Source organism: Streptomyces sp. NPDC051218, assembly GCF_044455475.1.
Classification (GTDB): domain Bacteria; phylum Actinomycetota; class Actinomycetes; order Streptomycetales; family Streptomycetaceae; genus Streptomyces.
This window is the reverse complement of sequence record NZ_JBITEU010000005.1, coordinates 46,068-65,016: the sequence shown is the minus strand read 5'-3', so window position 1 is coordinate 65,016 and position 18,949 is coordinate 46,068. Positions and strand designations below refer to the sequence as shown.

General features: G+C 63.3%; 12 protein-coding genes and 1 pseudogene. 12 read left to right on the top strand and 1 reads right to left on the bottom strand.

Annotated elements, in window-relative coordinates; genetic code table 11:
* The first annotated feature begins 74 nt into the window (after positions 1–74).
* The 12 genes and pseudogenes from ACIBCK_RS16635 (at position 75) to ACIBCK_RS16580 (ending at position 18,283) form a co-directional block, all read left to right on the top strand.
* On the top strand, positions 75–743 hold the full coding sequence (locus ACIBCK_RS16635; RefSeq protein ID WP_399390817.1) for a ParB/RepB/Spo0J family partition protein: 669 nt from the start codon (positions 75–77) through the stop codon (positions 741–743).
* A complete protein-coding gene (locus ACIBCK_RS16630) occupies positions 740–2,179 on the top strand; it encodes a ParB N-terminal domain-containing protein (protein ID WP_399390816.1) in 1,440 nt (479 codons plus the stop codon). The genes ACIBCK_RS16635 and ACIBCK_RS16630 overlap by 4 nt, the downstream gene beginning before the upstream one ends.
* A 13-nt stretch (positions 2,180–2,192) precedes the next feature.
* On the top strand, positions 2,193–2,711 hold the full coding sequence (locus tag ACIBCK_RS16625; protein WP_399390814.1) for a hypothetical protein: 519 nt from the start codon (positions 2,193–2,195) through the stop codon (positions 2,709–2,711).
* Between the two features lie 415 nt (positions 2,712–3,126).
* Positions 3,127–4,650: pseudogene (locus ACIBCK_RS16620) on the top strand (methionine--tRNA ligase).
* Positions 4,651–4,777: 127 nt separating this feature from the next.
* Complete coding sequence (locus ACIBCK_RS16615) at positions 4,778–5,320, top strand: hypothetical protein (protein ID WP_399390812.1); 543 nt, start codon at positions 4,778–4,780, stop codon at positions 5,318–5,320.
* On the top strand, positions 5,307–6,845 hold the full coding sequence (locus ACIBCK_RS16610; protein ID WP_399390810.1) for a terminase large subunit domain-containing protein: 1,539 nt from the start codon (positions 5,307–5,309) through the stop codon (positions 6,843–6,845). Before ACIBCK_RS16615 ends, ACIBCK_RS16610 begins: the two co-directional genes overlap by 14 nt.
* A gap of 224 nt (positions 6,846–7,069) precedes the next feature.
* A complete protein-coding gene (locus ACIBCK_RS16605) occupies positions 7,070–10,660 on the top strand; it encodes a DEAD/DEAH box helicase family protein (protein WP_399390808.1) in 3,591 nt (1,196 codons plus the stop codon).
* Between the two features lie 104 nt (positions 10,661–10,764).
* Complete coding sequence (locus ACIBCK_RS16600) at positions 10,765–12,072, top strand: hypothetical protein (RefSeq protein ID WP_399390806.1); 1,308 nt, start codon at positions 10,765–10,767, stop codon at positions 12,070–12,072.
* Entirely contained in the window at positions 12,069–13,643 is a 1,575-nt protein-coding gene (locus ACIBCK_RS16595) for an N-6 DNA methylase (RefSeq protein ID WP_399390804.1), read from the top strand. The genes ACIBCK_RS16600 and ACIBCK_RS16595 overlap by 4 nt, the downstream gene beginning before the upstream one ends.
* Before the next feature lie 63 nt (positions 13,644–13,706).
* Complete coding sequence (locus ACIBCK_RS16590) at positions 13,707–15,254, top strand: AAA family ATPase (protein ID WP_399390802.1); 1,548 nt, start codon at positions 13,707–13,709, stop codon at positions 15,252–15,254.
* 222 nt (positions 15,255–15,476) lie between these two features.
* Positions 15,477–16,391, top strand: coding sequence for an HNH endonuclease (locus tag ACIBCK_RS16585; protein WP_399390801.1), 915 nt, complete (start codon positions 15,477–15,479; stop codon positions 16,389–16,391).
* 122 nt (positions 16,392–16,513) lie between these two features.
* Complete coding sequence (locus ACIBCK_RS16580; protein ID WP_399390799.1) at positions 16,514–18,283, top strand: hypothetical protein; 1,770 nt, start codon at positions 16,514–16,516, stop codon at positions 18,281–18,283.
* A gap of 15 nt (positions 18,284–18,298) precedes the next feature.
* On the opposite strand, the gene ACIBCK_RS16575 is transcribed toward ACIBCK_RS16580, so the two are convergent.
* On the bottom strand, positions 18,299–18,865 hold the full coding sequence (locus tag ACIBCK_RS16575; RefSeq protein WP_399390797.1) for a hypothetical protein: 567 nt from the start codon (positions 18,863–18,865) through the stop codon (positions 18,299–18,301).
* Between the last annotated feature and the right edge of the window lie 84 nt (positions 18,866–18,949).

Genomic DNA, 18,949 nt, shown 5'->3' with positions numbered 1-18,949 from the left:
ATGTCGTCGCCGAACAACGTTGCACCCGGGCTTGACTCGCCTAGGCTCAATGGTGGGCGCGGGGCTGGAGTCCCGTGTCCACTGCTGCTCCTCGCATACCGGCCTCGCTCGCAGATCTGGCTGTCCCGGTCGCCGATTTGTCTCCGTACCACCGCAACCCGCGAACCGGTGACCTGGACTCGATCGCCGAGTCGCTGTCCGTCAACGGGCAGTACCGGCCGATTGTCGTCAACCGCGGCTCCCTGACCGGCCGCCCCAGCGAGATCCTCGCCGGCAACCACACGTACAAGGCGGCCAAGCGGCTTGGGTGGACCGAGATCGCGGTCACCTTTCTCGACGTCGATGATGACGCGGCGGCGAAGATCGTCATCGTCGACAACCGCACGAGCGACCTTGCCGGGTACGACACGGTGCTCCTGGCTGACATCCTCACGAAGCTCCCCGACCTCGAGGGCATCGGATACGACCAGGATCAGCTCGACCAACTCCTGGACGAGACTGCGCTCCCCGCACCGATCGAGCTGCCCTCCGACGGTGCGGATACCGGGGCCGCGGCGACGGTCGACTACCTGCAGTGGGGGTACATGCAGTGGTCTTCCACCCGTGTACGGATCACTCAGGCCGAGGTGGAGCTTCTCGACACGCTGTACAAGCAGTTCGTCGGTGACAACGATTCCGACCTCGGATTCGGCTGGCACGTCCTGAACGAGGAGCACCGTGCGGAAGAGGGGGTGGTCGCGTGAACCCTCTCGACGTACGGTTCGACCCCGCCTATCCGCTGGAGAAGCTGCGGCCAGCGGACTACAACCCGCGCCGCTTGTCCGAGGAGTCGTTCGTGCGGCTTCAGGGCTCCCTGCGCCGCCATGGCCTCGTAAAGCCGGTGATCTTGAACGCAGATGGGACTCTGGTCGCTGGCCACCAGAGGACCAAGGGCCTGAAGGCGATCGGCGAGACCACGACGCCGGCGATGATCCTGCCGCAGAAGGTCCGGCTGCAGGACGAGATCAAGTTCAACCTCCTCCACAACCGCGTCGAGACCGAGTCGTCCGTGGTGTACGCGGAGCCGGGGCCGATCGGTCGGTGGTCCTGGGTTCCGTGGCAGACCATCGACGTTGAGGAGTCGAAGAACCTGCCGTTCCAGCAGGCGATCGGCTTCATGACCGCGGCCCACGGGCCGTGGGGCTCGGTGGTAATCGACGACCAGGGCCGCATCGTCCTCAACGCGGAGTACGCGGCCGTCGCCAAGGCCCAACGCTTCGACATCCTCGCCTGGACCTGCGCCTCCTTCGACGCCGGCCAGCTCGTTGAGGACCTCACCGGCGAGTACGGCGTCTACGACTGGACCGGACTCGAAGAGCAGGCCCCGGTATGGAATCAGCACATCGTGCAGCCCAACCGGTTGCGCGAGCACTCCTCGAAGGCCAAGGCGGACAAGGTCCGCTACAAGTCCGAGGTATGGGAGCGCCTCGTCCTGCCGTGGCTGACCACCTCCCACCGGGTGGTGGACTTCGGCTCCGGGCACGGCGACTACGCACGTCACCTGCGCGGCAAGGGCTACAAGATCGACGACTACGAGCCGTACCGCACCCTGAAGGGCAAGTACGCCGTCGACATCCGCACCATCGTGAGCCAGATCCGAGGCATCGAACGCGAGTTGAAGGAGAACGGCCTCTATGAGGTGGTGGTTCTCGACTCTGTCATCAACGCCACCACCTCCCTCGACTACCAGCATTGGGTGCTCACCACTGTGAACGCGCTCTGTGCGGCGGACGGGCAAGTCTGCGTCGGGACGCGTAACTTGGAGCGGGAGTTGACGTACGAGAAGTCCGAGCACTCCATCAGCCGCGACTCCACTCGCCTGTCGTTTCTCGACAGCGAGAACGTGGACATGCGGTTCGTGCGCGGCAAGTGGCAGCGCATCCGCTACCACACACCCGAGTCGCTGCGCGGCCTGCTGTCCCGGTACTTCGAGGACGTGCACATCCGTGACACCACAAGGGCCACAGTCAAGGCCGTCTGCAAGCACCCACGGCCCCTGCCGATCGAGGAATACCGGTTGGCATTCTCGGAGGAATTCAATATGCCCTACCCTGACGAATTCCGACACAATAAGCACAGCGGGATTCTGGCAATTTTGCTAGAATTGATCGAGGGTAGGAGTTCTAATTTGGAGGGGTAGGGGAATGCATTCGATGGCGGACTCGAGCAGGGTCCGCATAGACATTGAAGCCCGTGACAGCTATCGCATCATGTGGCTGGCCGGAATCCGTGAAATCGACCAGACACAGCACTGCCTCAAGACGTTCGGAGAATGCGACCGGCCACACATCAACATCCATCAACGCCGTCAGACACTCCATCTTCCCGCGGCGAATCCGCCAGTCGCCTGGTATTTGTGTGCGCTACCGATCCCCTGGGACTGGTCCCGCAATGCACACCTGGCATTCGAGCACGCACCCGGCGAGACCTGGGAGGGAGACGCCCTCGTGCAAGGCCTCGGCGTCCGACTGACCAACGCTCGCCCCATCCTCGGATGGGGCGAGCACTCCATTCCGCTCGACGCGGGCAATAGGAGTTCCCGGCTGTACCGGACCTGCAGGAACTGGCAGTTCGCCTGGTGGCTGCGCTTCAACCGCGACGTACCAGACGCGCTACCGCTGCCCAGAGGTGATGCAGACGAGAACGGCCCGGAGCAACTGACATTCGCCTGACCGGCTGATCGGTGGACGAGGTGGCCGGCCATCGCGGGCCGCCCACCGAGTCCGCCGTGTGGGTCTGGTACGTCTGCGGCCTGTCCGACGGGCCTGATCAGCCTGTCAGGTGACTTCCTTGCGCCCGGAGCTCGATCACCGATGCCGAATACCTGCTTGCTCTGCGCATCTCGGCTGCGGCCGCGGAGCTCGGCTGCTCGGCTCGGTCGGCGACGCCTCGCCTCCAGTCAGAAATGCTCGCCGCGAACGCGGGCACCGCAGCTAGCATTCCCGCATGATCGCGCCTTCGTTCCGAATCGAGATGATGCCCCGCCAGCGGGGCTGCTGATACCGGACGCGCGTGTTTCCGAGGCCCCGAGACGGGGCCTCGGTCTGTTCAAGGACTCGGAGCTCCGCCTCGTTACTGGAGGTTCCGATGACCGCACCACGCCACTACATCACCACGACGATCCCGTACGTCAATGCCCGCCCACACCTCGGCTTTGCCCTGGAACTGGTGCAGGCAGACGTCCTCGCCCGGCACCACCGCCACCGCGGCGATGAGGTTCGGTTCCTCAGCGGAACCGACGACAACTCTCTCAAGAACGTCCTGGCCGCCGAGGCCGAAGGAATCGACGTCCAGACCCTCGTCGACCGCAATGCCGAGGCGTTCGCCACACTGGGGGAACCGTTGGCGCTCTCCTTCGACGATTTCATCCGCACCAGCCGCGACCCGCGCCATCGCATCGGCGTGGAGCGGCTGTGGCGCCAGTGCGCCTCGTCCGGTGGCCTGTACCGCAAGCACTGCGAGGGCCTGTACTGCGTGGGCTGCGAGCAGTTCTACACCCCGGCCGACCTCGTCGACGGCCGATGTACCGAGCACGGCACCGAACCCCAACTGGTCGCCGAGGAGAACTGCTTTTTCCGACTGTCCCGTTACGCCGACACCCTGCACGAACTGATCTCCAGCGGGACCCTGCGGGTCGACCCCGCAGCACGCCGCAACGAAGTCCTCGCCCTCATCACCAGCGGGCTGCACGACTTCTCCATCTCCCGCTCCCACACCCGAGCCCGCGGCTGGGGCATCCCCGTACCGGGCGACGCAGGCCAGGTCGTCTACGTCTGGTGGGACGCGCTCGGCAACTACGTCACCAGCCTCGGCTATGGCGGCAACGACGAGGCCTATGAAAACTGGTGGGTAAGGAGCGAGCGACGCGTCCACCTGGTGGGCAAGGGGGTGGTGCGCTTCCACGCGGTCTACTGGCCAGCCATGCTGCTGTCCGCGGGGCTGCCGCTGCCCACCGACATCCTGGTCCACGACTACCTCACCGTCGACGGACGCAAGATCAGCAAGTCCAGCGGCACTACCGTTGACCCTGCCGATCTCGTCGCCGAGTTCGGCACGGACGCGGTGCGCTGGTGGCTCCTTCGGTAAGTCCCCCGAGTCGGTGACGCCGACTTCACACGGGAGCGGCTCATCGCTCGCGCCAACGCTGATCTGTCGGGCGGCTTGGGCAACCTCGTCAACCGAGTCGTAACCATGGTCCACCGCTACCGGCATGGCAGCGTGCCCCTCCTCCGCCTGAGCACACCAGCGACCGACCCGTTACCCACGGCCTGCCAATCCGTCTCGGCCCACGTCGACGCGGCGCTGTCCGACTTCGACTTCCGCCGGGCAGCCGATGCGGTCTGGACGATCGTGGAGGAAGCCAACCGCTGCATCGACAACACGCGGCCCTGGGAACTGGCCAAGTCCGAGCAGGGCGGGGACCAAGAAGCCGGGGATCATCTCGACACGGTCCTTGTTGTGCTCGTTCAGGCATGCCGCACGCTGGCGGACCACTTGCAGCCCTTCATCCCGGACGCTGCTTCCCGCGTCGCAGATCAGTGCGCAGCGATCAACGGGATCCTTCCCCCGGCGAACCCGCTGTTCCCCCGGATCAGCGAGGACACGGAGTAGGGCGCCGACTGGATGCGCGTCACCGCCAGCCCGGCGCGCATCCACCTTCGTGAAACAGCAGGTCGATGGGGCTGGCGCCTTCGGTCAGGGATCATGGGGGTAGGCGCGGGGCCCAGGGAGTTGTGTCATGGGCCGCCCCAACCGCGCCACCCGGGCTGCCATCACCCAGCGCCGCGCTGACGCCATCGACCTGAAACTCGCCGGCGTCGACTGGCTGACCATCGGCCGCAAGCTCGCCGCCGACCCTGCCATCAACACAGATCGAGTCGCGTACCCGCAGGGGTACGGCATCGACAAGTACAAGCGCCGCCTAGAACCACCAACAGACAAGCGGCTGATCGAACTCGCCTGCAAGGACGTATCCAAGGCCCTCGTTGAGCGCACCACCGCGCTGGACGCCAATACCGATGAGCTCCGGCAGCTCATGGTGGAGCGCCTGGAGCGTCTCTTCTTCACCGTCTACCGGGCCGCGATCCGCAACGGCGACTACCAGGCCGTAGACCGAGCAGTGCGGATCATCGAGCGCAGCAGCCGCCTCCTGGGCCTGGACCGCCCCGTCCGCACTGAGCTGTCCGGTCCGGACGGCGGAGCGGTGCCGGTCGAAGCCGCGGGCTTGGAGGAGTTGGAGCGGCTGATCAGTCTCGCCGGGGGCGAGGGTGGCCAGGTCTGACGAGGCCGCGGTCCTCCAGCACTATCGGTCGCTTCCCGCACAGCGCCGCCGTGAGATAGCCGCAGCCTCATCCCCCGAGCTTCGTGCGCGGCTCGTGCGCATCGAGCGCGAGCTGGCGATGGACCGCTCCCCCGGCGCGATGGCATCCGTCCTCACGGACGGGCGAGAGATCCAAGCCCCGCACCTCACGCAGATCGACGCCGCATTCGAACAGGTCGCAGCCGGGCGGCCCACGAAGCTACTGCTCACGATGCCGCCCCGGCACGGCAAGAGCCGCCGGGCCGCACGCTGGGCACCGCTCTGGTACCTGAGGCGTCGCCCGGAACACCGGGTGATGATCGCCTCCTACTCCTCCGACCTCGCCGACGATCACGGCCGCTGGATCCGCGACGCGATCCTCAACTACGGCCCCCAGATCGGCATCAGTCTTCGCAGCGGCTCATCCGCCGCGAACCGTTTCGACCTGGTAGGCACCGAGGGCGGTGCCGTCATGGCCGGTGTCGGCGGCGGCCTCACCGGCAAGGGCGCGCACCTGGCCGTGGTGGACGACCCGATCAAGGACGCCGCCGAAGCCTCATCCCCCACGATGCGGAAGCGGCTGTGGGAGTGGTGGCAGGCCGTCCTACTGACCCGCATTGAGCCCGGAGGCTCAGTGATCTTGATTCAAACCCGTTGGGATGAGGACGATCTCGCCGGCCGTATCCTGGCGGACGAGGGCGACCGGTGGACAGTCATCGACCTCCCTGCCCTCGCCCTATCCGAGGACGATGCCCTCGGCCGTCCGGTCGGCGCCGCACTGTGGCCCGAGCGGTACGACGCCAACGCGCTCGCCGAAATTCGCCGCTCGGTCGGCGAGCGCGTGTGGTGGTCGCTGTACATGCAGCAGCCCCGCCCGCAAGACGGCGGCGTGTGGCAGTGGCCGTGGATCACCAACAACCGCATCAGCGCAGCCCAGTTCCGCGGCATCGACCTCGCCCGCATCGTCGTCGCCGTCGACCCAGCGGGCGGAGAGTCCGCTGTAGGCGACGAGACCGGCATCGTGGCCGCAGCCAGCGACCGCGAGGGGCACCTTTACGTCCTCGACGACCGCTCCGGCAACCGGGGGGCCGATGCGTGGGGACGGGAGACCTGCCAGCTCGCGATCGAGCTACGCGCGGACGCCATCGTGGTGGAGGCGAACTACGGCGGTGACATGAGCCGCCAGATCCTCCACCAGGCGTGGCAGGAGCTCCAGCGCGAGCAGCAGACCGAGAACATGCTCATGCCCGTGGTCGTGCCCGTGACCGCGAAGCACGGCAAGAGGCTGAGGGCCGAGCCGATTGCCCAACTCTACGAACAGGGCCGCGTCCACCACATTGGCGAATGGCCTGCCCTGGAACAGCAGATGGTGACCTGGGTCGCCGGCATGGACAGTCCCGACCGGATGGACGCCGCGGTGCACGCGCTGACGCAACTGGCGGATCCAGCACACACAGGGATGACGTCCCGCACATACCACGATGGGCGTCTCAATGGACGCAGATAACACGCCAATCACTGGCACCCCATCGGAATCGTGGGACGAACTACCTTTACGCCAAATTATCCACTTCGTCCTCGCATGGACGTGATCGCCTTGTGCAGGAGAGGAACATCGCGTTGGCGCCGGTACAGGATTCCCAGAGGATCCACCCGTATTGAGACGGGTGGCAGGAAACGAGCAAGGCCAGGTAGCTTACGGATGTCGAGGAAACAGATGCGGAGGGTCACGTGGGTCAGGTGCGCGGCGAAACGCAGGCGCGTATCAAGGACCTGGCTGCCAGCTCAGCGAATTTCGGGTTCTTGGAGCCAATCGAACCGCTGCTCGTCTTGTTCGGGGCCGGTGCCGAAGCAAACTTGTACGCCGACCCGCGCGAAGCCCTCGGTAAGGCCAGTCAGTTCGGCGAGGTTCTCGCCACAGAGCTCACACGTCTGGCTGGGGTGAGCCTCCCCGGTGGGGAGCAGGCGAGCCGTCTTCACCTCCTCACGCGAGCTGGCGTGCTCGACCCGCGGATCCGTGGCCTGTTCGATAACCTGCGACGGCTTGACAGCACACCAGTCGCCGAGCACGACGACGTCGAGCATGCTGCCTTCCAGGCCGTTCACACCTGCTTCCAGCTCGGAGTCTGGTTCTTCCGCCTTCGTACAGGTGACAGGGAACAGATCCCGTTCATCCCGCCGCAGCCGCCGTCCGCCGTTGGGCCGACGGTTCTTGCAGCGGTGGAGCGGTCCCGGAGGGCCCTGGAACAAGCTCGGCTGTCGTTTGCAGATCGTGAGCGAGACCGTGCTGCCGCAGAGGAGACAGCACGTCGGACCGCTGCCATCGAATTGCAGCGGGCGACTGAGATACAGCCGAAGCTGGTCTCGCAGGCCAGCGCGCTCGACGCAGACCTAGAGCTCCTCCAGTCAGGCTTTGAGGCACGGAAGCCGCCCAAACGAACCACCGCGACGCAGCGCGAGAAACTCGTCTCCCGCGCGCGACTGGCCGCACAAGAGCCCCTGAGTGAGGTCAAGGTCCGCGAGCGGATCGACCAGATGCTCAACGATGCCGGCTGGGCGGTTCAGGACGCCAAGGGACAGCAAGACCTGTTCGCCTCACGAGGTGTTGCGGTCCGGGAGGTCACCACTGCAGCCGGACGTGCTGACTACTTGCTGTACGTCGACCGCAAGCTCGTCGGAGTTATCGAGGCGAAGCAGGAAGGGGCCGACCTCACAGCAGCACAGGGTCAGGCCGACCGCTATGCAGAGGGTCTGACCAATACCCAGACGATGCGCGCTTGGCGCACTCCACTTCCGTACCGCTACGTAAGCGACGGAAACCGGGTTCTGTTCCGCAATACACAAGACCCCGACTCCCGCACACGTAGCATCTTCAGCTTCCCGCGGCCAGAAACGGTGGCTCGCTGGATGCGTGAAGCAGAAGCCAATCGGGAAACCCCCACATATCGTGCGCGCTTGCGATCGGGGCTACCTGCGCTTGACCCTGCTGAAGTCGCATCCGGACGACTGCGCCCCGCACAGTTTGACGCAGTTAACGGGCTGGAAGCGGCACTGCGCCGCAACGGCCCTCGTTCACTGATTCAAATGGCCACAGGCGCTGGCAAGACCTACGCCGCTGTCACAGCATGCTATCGACTACTCAAATACGCGAAAGCCGAACGGATCCTTTTCCTGGTCGACCGCAATAACTTGGGGAATCAAGCTCTATCTGAATTTTCAAACTACACCACCCCGGATGACGGGCGAAAGTTCACCGAACTATATAACGTTGATCAGCTCACCGGCACGGGAATGCTCGCATCATCAAAAGTAGTCGTGTCAACTATCCAGCGGCTTTCTAGGATTCTCTCCGGACAGGAGAACGTCGACGCGCGTGACTACACCGAGCCTTCCGCTTTCGAGTCAGAGGAAAAGGGGGAGGATGCGGACCGACCTATTGGCGTGTCCTACAATCGGCGACTACCTCCAGAGTCCTTCGACTTGATCATCATCGACGAGTGTCATCGATCTATCTACGGCAAGTGGCGCTCTGTACTGGAATACTTCGACGCGCACCTCCTCGGACTCACCGCTACCCCCGTCGCGCAGACGTTCGCATTTTTTGGCGGAGAGGAAGGCCTCGTCAGCGAGTACACCTACGAGCAAGCCGTTGCCGACGGAGTCGCTGTCGACTACCTCACATACCGAATTAGGACAGAGATTGCAGAGCAGGGCTCTGTAATCCCTGTTGATACGTTCGTGCCAATCAAGAATCGACGCACGCGACGTACGCGCTACGAAGAGCTAGACGACGATTTCACGTATACCGGACAGCAAATCGGATCCAAGGTGATCAGCACGGATCAGCTCCGTGTCGCACTCTCGGCATTCCGTGACAACCTATCCGTCATCTTCCCGGACCGAGTGTCCAGGCCTAACAGCACCCCTATGGTGCCGAAGACTCTCATCTTCGCCAAAGACGACAATCATGCTGACGAAGTCGTAGAAATGACCCGGACCCTCTTCGGCAAGGGTGATGACTTCAGCAAGAAGATCACAGGAAAAGCGAAGGCCCCGGACAGGCTTCTCTCAGAGTTCAGAAATACACCCGAACTACGTATTGCCGTCACCGTCGACATGATTGCAACAGGAACTGATGTCCGCGCTATCGAGTGCGTCTTCTTCCTGCGAGACATCCGGTCCTGGTCCTACTTTGAGCAGATGCGCGGCCGAGGATCGCGCGTAATCGACTCCAATGAACTCCGGGCTGTGACACCGGACGTAGAAGAGAAGACACGCTTCATCGTCGTCGACGCCATTGGAGTCACCGAGTCCCACAAGCGCGAGACTCGATCTATCACCGACGAGCGCGACGTCAAGCGCCTTGCGCTGCGCAAACTCCTGGAGAAAACTGCTGGAGACGGGGTCACGGAGGACGAGGCTGAAGAACTTGCACTCCGACTCACTCGGCTCTCCCGAAAAATGACACAGGACGATCAAGAAGAAATTGCACGCCTGGCGGACGGTAAGAGCCTGGACAGCATCGTCGGCCAGATCATGCGAACTGTCGATGTAGACCGGGTCGTCGCCATGCGCGGTGAAGCTGAAGCTGCGGGTGACGACCCAGACCATGCCGTCTACTGGGCAGTGCAAGACGCCGTTGCGCCGCTCGCGTCAAATCGGGATCTGCGATCGCTCCTGATCAACATCCGTACCGAACAGCGGATCGTTTACGACGAAGTTAGCCAGGACACCCTGATCTCTGCGACACATGTGGAGAACGCTCCAGCAGTGGTCAACGACTGGCAGCAGTACATCCAGGATCACCGAGACGAGATCACAGCACTCCAGATTGCCCTCACCGGGGACACCGGTCGTGACATCACGCCTCGCGAGGCGTACCAGCAGTTGAAGGATCTGGCTTCGCGTATCGCCCGGCCTCCGCACCAGTGGACCATCGCCCGTCTGTGGAGCGCCTACGAGCAACTAGGCAAGACGACAGCTGCACCTGGCACGATGCACGGCCCTCCCGACTTGGTCTCGATCATCCGATACGAACTGGGACTGGATGAGGAGCTCCGCCCATACCGCTCTGCGGTGGAAGATCGGTTCGCCAACTTCATCGCGCGCCAGTCTCAAGCCGGTGTCACGTTCACACCCGATGAGCTGTGGTGGCTCGAGCGCATCGTCGACACGATGGCGGTCAGCGTGCGGTTCGATGCTGAGGATCTCGAGCGAGTACCCTTCACCGAGCGCGGTGGGATTGATGGATTCCTGCGCACCTTCGGTGATGATCGCGCCGTGGACCTTCTTGAACGACTGGATCGGGAACTGACCGCATGACCTATGTCCCGCCGGGATGGGTACACACCACTCTCGGAGAGGTTGCGCAGCCTAGCTCGGAGCGGCAGGTGCCAGTTCCTGGTGACGAGCGCCCTTATCTGGGCATGGAGGGCGTCCAGTCGGGCACCGGGCGTGTGACGGGCTTGTCGGAGTCCGGCAGCATCACCAGTGCCTCCCCTGTGGTCGGCCCCGGCTATACGCTCTATGGCCGACTCCGGCCGTACCTCAACAAAGTGACCGAGGCCGCTTACAGCGGGCTGTGCTCAGGGGAATTCATCACCTTTCCTCCGCGGCCTTGGCTCGCGCCACGGTTCCTGATGTACCGCCTGCTGGCACCGGATTTCGTTAGTTTCGCTGTCAGCCTCAATGCCGGAGATCGCCCACGCGTGAAGTGGCAGCAGATCGCCGAGTACCCGATCCTGCTCCCTCCGCTAGACGAGCAGCTGCGAATCGTGAGCACGCTTGAAGAGCATCTTTCACGGATGGACTCTGGTGCGGAATCGATTCAGAAGAGCCAACGCATCTTGGAGCGCCTTGAGCGTCTGAACGTGGAACGTGCTCTACGAGATCTGCCTCTCTCTACGCCTCGCCCTGACACCCCGGATATGGCAACGGGTGACGTCCTCTTCTCCGTAGAGTCCTCACATAAGGTCGAAGGATACGAGCTTCCCTCAGGCTGGTCCTTTACCGCTCTGGATCAGCTCGTAACCGCTGGGCGGAAGCCCGCCTACGGGGTCCTTGTTCCAGGTCCAGACACCGTTGCTGGGGTGCCATTCGTTCGCGTCGGAGACCTTGTCGACGGCCGGGTCAATCACAACGGTTTGAAGCATATCCAGACGGATGTGGCTCAGCGTTACCCGCGCACCACCCTTGCAGGTGGGGAGCTGCTCCTGTCGCTAGTGGGGACAATCGGTCGCGCAGCTCTCGCGACTGAACGCCTCGCGGGGGCCAACGTGGCCAGGGCCATTGGGGTGTTCCCTCTCGATACAGATCGTGTTGATCCGCGATGGGTGCTGACTGTTCTGCAGAGCGGCACCTTCCGCCAGCACCTTGAGCGAGCTTCTAACGAGGTGGCGCGCAAGACCCTCAATCTCGCAGATGCGCGTCGCTGTCCCATCCCGCTCCCTCCGATGCAGAGGCAAGTGGAACTGATGGAGGAAATCATCCAGTGGCGTCAGGATGCACTCCGCCTCAGTGAGGCAGCCAAGACGGCTCAGAAGCGTGCTGCCCATCTTCGTCTCGTAGTGCTGTCGGCGGCATTCAAGGGACAGCTCACCGAACAGGATCCCAGCGATGCCCCGGCCGAGGAATTGTTGAACCGCGCACGACGCGATCTCGGGACGAAGCGTCCCCGACAGAGGAACCGATCGAGCTTGAGCACGCCCTATGCAGTACAGGAGAGTTTGCTGTGACCGCGTCTACGACGGCAACGCCTCAATCAGCGTCGGCTCCGCTGGTGCCAGCGTCCAGCGACGCCCGGACCCTGGTCAACAAGCTGTGGTCGTACTGCAATGTGTTGCGCGACGACGGCGTCTCCGCCCTCGACTATATCGAGCAACTCACTTTCCTCGTGTTCCTGAAAATGGCACACGAGCAGATGCACCGGCGAATCATGCCCATTGACATCCTCGGCTTTGATGCTTGGCAGCAACTGCTAGATCTTGAAGGTGCGGCGCTGGAAGTCCGCTACGCGGAGATTCTCGGCGAACTAGCGGTACGCCCAGGAGTCCTCGGGCGGATCTTCAAGAAGTCCCAGAACCGGATCCAGGACCCTGCAAAGCTAAAGCGACTCATCCGGGAGCTCATCGGCAAGGAGGTCTGGGCTGGGACCAACACCGACGTCAAGGGCGATGCCTACGAGGAGCTGCTCGCCAAGGGGGCCGAGGACGTCAAGTCCGGGGCGGGCCAGTACTTCACGCCGCGCGCTCTGATCGAAACGATGGTCGACTGCACTCAGCCGACCATCCATGACACGATCATGGACCCGGCGTGCGGCACAGGCGGGTTCCTCCTCAAAGCGTTTGAGTACATCCAGCACCACCTTCCAGCAGACGCCTCGCAGGAAGAGAAGGACCGTCTCACCTCGGGCGCGTTCCTGGGCAATGAGCTCGTTGACGCGACCGCTCGACTTGCTGCAATGAACATGGTGCTACACGGCATCGCACCGTCGAGTGCCAAGACATCACCCATCACGGTGGGCGATGCCCTGGCTGAACCGCCCAAGCAGCACGCCTCGCTGGTTCTTGCGAATCCCCCTTTCGGCAAGAAGTCCTCCATCACCATCATCAGCGAAGAAGAGGACGATCTCGAGCGCAAGGAACTTACCTACTCTCGCCGTGACTTCTGGGCCACCACTACAAATAAGCAGCTGAACTTTGTTCAGCACATCTACACCCTGCTCGAGACATATGGCCGAGCAGCAGTTATCGTCCCGGACAACGTCCTGTTCGAGGGCGGAGTCGGGGAGATCGTCCGTCGGCGCCTGCTTCAGCAATGCGATGTTCATACTCTGCTGCGCCTGCCGACAGGAATCTTCTACGCTGGCGGGGTCAAGGCCAACGTCCTGTTCTTTGAAAAGCCCCCTCCGCGCCACGACGGAAAGCCCCTCACGAAAACACTCTGGGTCTACGACTTCCGAACCAACCAACGCTTCACCCTCAAGCAGAACCCCCTACACCGTCACGCTCTGAACGACTTCGTCAAGGCGTATCGGCCTGGCGAAGCGCGAGACCAGCGGAGGGCAACCCCCTCTTTCAAGCCCTACCCGGTTGAAGAACTACTGAGTCGCGACAAGGTCAGCCTCGACCTCGGTGCAGATCTCAAGGACAACACCCTCGAAGTCACCGATCTGAACGTGGAACCGCATGCTCTCGCTCGCCAGATCGTCGACGAGCTCGAAGCTGCACTCTCTGAGTTCGCTTCGGTGGCCGAGGCGCTCCGCCCAAGGGGAACCGTCACGGAACCCGGCGTGAGTAACGAGTGATCCGCTAGGCTCCTTGTTCGATCACGTGCTGTGGTGACAGGCCGGTGGCCGAGGGGGGGTTCCGTGGAGCTACTGGAGCTTGAACTGCCGGAGTACCGGGGACTCCGCGACTTTGCTTTGAACCTGACCGACGGACTACATGAGCCCCAACATCCCGTGACCGTACTCATCGGGCGCAACGGTGCGGGCAAGTCTCGGGTCCTCCATTCCCTTGTGGAGATCTTCGGCAATCTCTGGCTAGGCAAGCACGCCGACTTCGCCTTTCGTCTCCGCTACGAGCTCCGCGGGAGCGTTGTAGCGGTCTCCCAGCCGGCGGGAGGGCGCGCCGCAGCCGTGACGGCTTCGGATGGATATCGTGAGTTTCGGGTTCGCAAGGCAGATTGGCCCCGGTATCTTCCCGATCATCTCTTTGGATACCAGGCGATCTACGCTTCTCCCTGGGACTCAATGTTTCAGCAGCACGTCGTGAGCGATGCTGAGACTCTGCGCGCAGAGGGCAACCCGGAGGGGTTTCAGCTGCGCCCGCTCGTCCAGTCTCGTGTTGACCAACTCCCATTGATCCTCCTGGCCTTGGTGCCTCAGTGGGCGGAGAAGTTCGGGCCCTTTGCCGCAGAGACGGCGGGGGTAGAGAGAATCGCCAGTGCGGAGCTCGTGATTCATCGTCCAGGATGGGCGACACACCGGCACCTGCGAGACAGGCAGTGGCCTCCGTATTGGGGCCTGACGGGCGCGACGGCTGAACTGTTTGAACGCATCGCCTCGATAGGTAGGTTCGGTCCCGTTCCCGATGGAGCCGTGCCTGGACGCTACACAAGCTTCCGGATCTCAATCGCTGGCCAGGATGTCGATGCATTCTGCAGCCTCTTCGAATCAGACTTGAGCATGTTTGCTGCGCTCGAGCGCCTCCAGTCTCTGGGGATGCTGACTGCTGACGTTCGGCTGACCACCCGGGGCGGAGCCGTCCTATCCCCTGCCGATCTCAGCGCCGGAGAGCAGCAGCTACTGACAGTGCTTGGACTTCTCCGGCTACAGCGCGGGGGTGAGTCACTGTTCCTACTCGACGAACCAGCAGCCCACTTCCATCCCGGCTGGAGTCAGCGATGGTACGAGTCCGTCCGAGAGATGCTCGATGACGGGCAGCAGTCGCATTTCATCGCCGCTACCCACGACCCGACGCTTGTGGTCAATGTGCCCCGAGAACAGATCAGGATTGTGCGAAGGGCCTCCATCGGCCGGACTGCTGCGCACACGCCGGAGACCGATCCACGAGGCCACGGCATCGGCGGCCTGCTGACGAGCGAACTCTATGGACTCGAAACACAGTTGAATCAGCAGACCCAGCAGTTGATCGACAGACAGTACGAGTTGCTGCCGCTCGCTGAGCAAGATGTGAACGCTCGAGCAGAGTTGGAGCGAACTACATCCGTCTTGGAGGAGCTCGGCTTTGCCACAGCCCGTCGTGAGCACACAGTATCCCTATTCCTTGCCGAATTGTCCCGCCGACGTCGCGACCTGATCGAGGCCGCCGGTAGCGACACGCCTCCAGATCCGCACGAAGTTGCCGAGATGGTTCGTCTGCTCTTTGACGAACGCTTCTCGCGTGGACTGTGAGGGCGCATGCGGCACATTGACATGAGCTCTTTGGTGGTTCCTACCGGATGGATTAAGAAGACCGCGGACACAGCCGACTGTGTTCGGAAGGCGGTCTCCTCAGGCGCGAAGCCCGAATTCCCACCTCATTGGACGGACCCACAGCTCAGACAAGCCCTCGTCGAGCTCGTAGGCCCTAAGTGCTGGTACTGCGAGACTCCCATCCACGGGAACAACCCTGACGTGGACCACTACCGGCCGAAGTCCGCCATCATCGGCGTCCAAGGCCCCGGATACTGGTGGCTCGCCTATGTTGCGTCGAATTACCGTCTGGCCTGTGGCTTCTGCAATAGCGGCGGTGCACAGATCAACGGACAGAGAGGCCGACGGACCAAGAGCAACCACTTCCCCTTGCTTGACGAATCAACCCGGGCCACTGGGGAACACTGCGACCACACCAAGGAGCAGCAAGTTCTCCTCGATCCAGCAGACGACCGAGATGCGCGCCTGCTCGGTTTCGACACGGATGGCCAGGCTCGCCGACGTTCAGGAGCGTCTCGTTCCGCAGCTGAAAGGAGCCGATCTGTGTGTCGTGCGGACGAGACAATACGGATCCTTGATCTGAATCGGGAGCTACTCATCGAGGACAGGAAGACCGCGATGGGCGACATCAGTCGCCTTGCTCCCCTCCTCGCCAGTGCCAATTCTGCTCCAGCGGCGCGGGAAATGATCGAACGCAGGATTGGGCTGCGATCCGAGTGGAGCACCGCAGCACAGGAAGCCCTTCGTACGCACCCGCAAGCCGCGGGTGCACTCGCGCGTCACGACTCGCACCCGAGTCAACTAGGACAAACTGCCCCCGCGTTCAGGGATGAAGTTGACCTAACCGACCTGGATTTCCTGGTATCGGCCGGAGTTCTAAAACCTGGATTCACACTCACAGCAACACATGGCAGTGACCTCCGAGAGGCGACGGTGCTCGCTGACGGGCGAATCAGCTGTGCCGGTCGCGTCTGGTCCACGCCAACGTCGGCCGCTCGGGCAGTCACCGGGCAACATGACATCGACGGCTGGGCTTTCTGGACGATCAACGTCAATGGCATCGCCACCTCGCTCGAAGAGCTGAGAGATCCGTTCCGGCGCCAACCCACAAACTGAATGCAGCCCACCCCAAAGCGAATGGACACAGGGAGGCGTTCCGGAAGCCGAGCCCACGCACCTCCTCGGCGCGACTCCAATACCCTTGAGCTGGCGTGGGGCTAACGTTACGGATTTGTCCTGTGGGCCTGCGCAACCTTCTGACCGACGCGTGGTCGTGGCTGAACTACAAGCCGGTGATGGCCAGTACGTACGATGGACGCCCGCACCGGGCCCTCGCACCCGAGCTGCAGGCAACCTGGCTCCCCAACGATGCCGTACGACGTCTGGCCGCGTACAAACTGCTCGCTGCCTACGACTCCAACCAGGCCGGTGAACTGGCCACCCTGGCCGGCAACCAAGCCGCGGCCGAACGTAGGGAGTTCGGGGATCCGTCGACATTCGTCGACACCACGCTCGCCCATCTGCTCGGGAAGACGCAACAGATCATCGTTCCCGGCGCCGAGCACGCAGGAGACGACGGCGCGTCCCCCGAAACCGCAGCCGCCGCTGCTGTGCAGCAGCGGCTACGAGACTGGGGCGAGGCCGAGCTGCTCCCGCTGAGGATGCAGGCCGCGGAACGTAGGGCCGTACTCCTCGGCGACGGCCTGTATCTGCTGGCCTGGGATCCGGAGAAGGGCCGCGTCCGGCTCAAGACCTACGATCCCGGCTTCTACTTTCCCGTCCTCGAGGACGATGCCGATCCAGGCGACTACCCGTGCCGCATCCACCTGGCCTGGGAGATACCGGAAGATTCGAAACGCGGGCTGAAGGCAAGGGTCCGCAGGATCACCTACGAGGTAGGACCTGTGGCTCCGGCGACCCGCAGCAACACGGATACGAGCGAGCAGGCTGGGCGGCATCCCATCCTCGACGAGGCTGGCATGCAGGCACTGGGACTCGGCGACCGGTACGTCCCGGAAGCCGGTCACATCGAGCGCACTTACCCGTGGGCGCCCGGTCGGCCATCGAGGACCACCTGCTATCTCACCGACGCCGAATGGTTCCTGGACGACCTCCGCCATGGCCAGAGCCTGGACGATCTCCCCTTGGACAAGGCGCACTTCCGCATCCGTCCCGACGGCGAAGTCCTTCACCGACTGGATCTGCACCTCGACTTCATCCCACTCGTCCACATCAGCAACACCGTCGACGACGGCGAACACTTCGGGCAGTCCACCCTCGCGAAGGTCATGCAGGCCCTGGACGAACTGGCCGAGACAGACACCGACTCCGCCCGCGCCTCCGCCACCACCGGGGCGCCCATCATCGGCCTGGCTGGGGCCCGGGCCGAGGTCGACCGCGTCACCGGCCGCCCCAAGCCGCTGGCCGTCGAACCGGGCACCGTGTTCCAGCTCGCTGACGGTGGGCGCATGGATGTCCTCGACACGTCTGGGCAGCTCGCCGAGCTGCGCGCTCGAGTCGAGGAGATCCGCGAGCGGGCCTCGGTCAATGCCCGTTTGCCTGCCGTGAGTCTGGGGACAGTCGACCCGTCCGACGTGCCCAGCGGCTACGCCCTACAGCTGTCCCTCGGACCGTTGGATTCCCTGGTTGATTCCATGCGGCTCGCACGCGCCCACAAGTACGCCCTGCTGCTCAAGATGGTGCAACGTATCCACCAAGCTGGCCAAGCCGACGGCTGGGCCACAGGGGAGCCGATAGCCGCGCGCATCGTGTTCGGCCCGCACACCCCGACCGACCGGACGGCGATCCTCGACGAAGTCGTCAAGGGCGTTACCGCCGGGGTGCTGTCCCTGGAGACTGGGATCCGCATGCTGCAAGACGCTGGCTATCCAATCGAGGATGCGCGCGAAGAAGTACGGCGCATTCTTAGCCGGCGAGATGGCGCTCAGACACCACGCCTGGTGACACCTGACGTCCCAAAGAGCGACGAAGGGAAACAAGCGGTCTGACCAGTGCCGCAGCGCCTACTGCCCGGACACGGCGTAGTGCTTCTCCGCCTTGACCGAGACGATCTCCAGGGTGAAGTCCTTACCGGTCGGGCTGTCGATGTACGTCTCTGACTCTGCGCCTGTCTCTCCGGTCTCGTCATCGATGAGGTCTGGGTCCCACTCCTTCTTCGAGATCTCGTACTGGCTGAGCCCCTTGGAGTCCGGCTCAACTCCCAAGATCTTCACGGTGTTGCTGTTGGGCTTCACGTCTTTTCCAGCGCGCAGCACCTTGAACGTCACGGTGTAGTTCTGGCTCTCGTCAGAGTCGTTGAACGCCGTGAGCGAGACGTGTGGGGTGTACGTGCGATCTCCGTAGTTCGGGATGTTCGACGTCGCGTCATCGACCGACAGATAGGAGATCTCAACGCGGCTGGGGCCTTCCAGAGAGGCAGTGGTGCTCTCGGAGTAGGTGAGCGACCGGTCCCACTCCTCTGCCGACACCTGTGACTCGGTCATCCACCAGGCCCCGCCAGCTATCCCAGCGGCGCAGACTACGCCCGCCACTACGACGATCCGCCTGCGGCGAGATTTTCCTGTGCTCATGTGCCCCCGTCCTGAGAGGGCCATGGTATCGAAAATGCTCGCAAAGTGATCATGGAATCCTCTGTCCGTCCTCCTTTGCCGCCC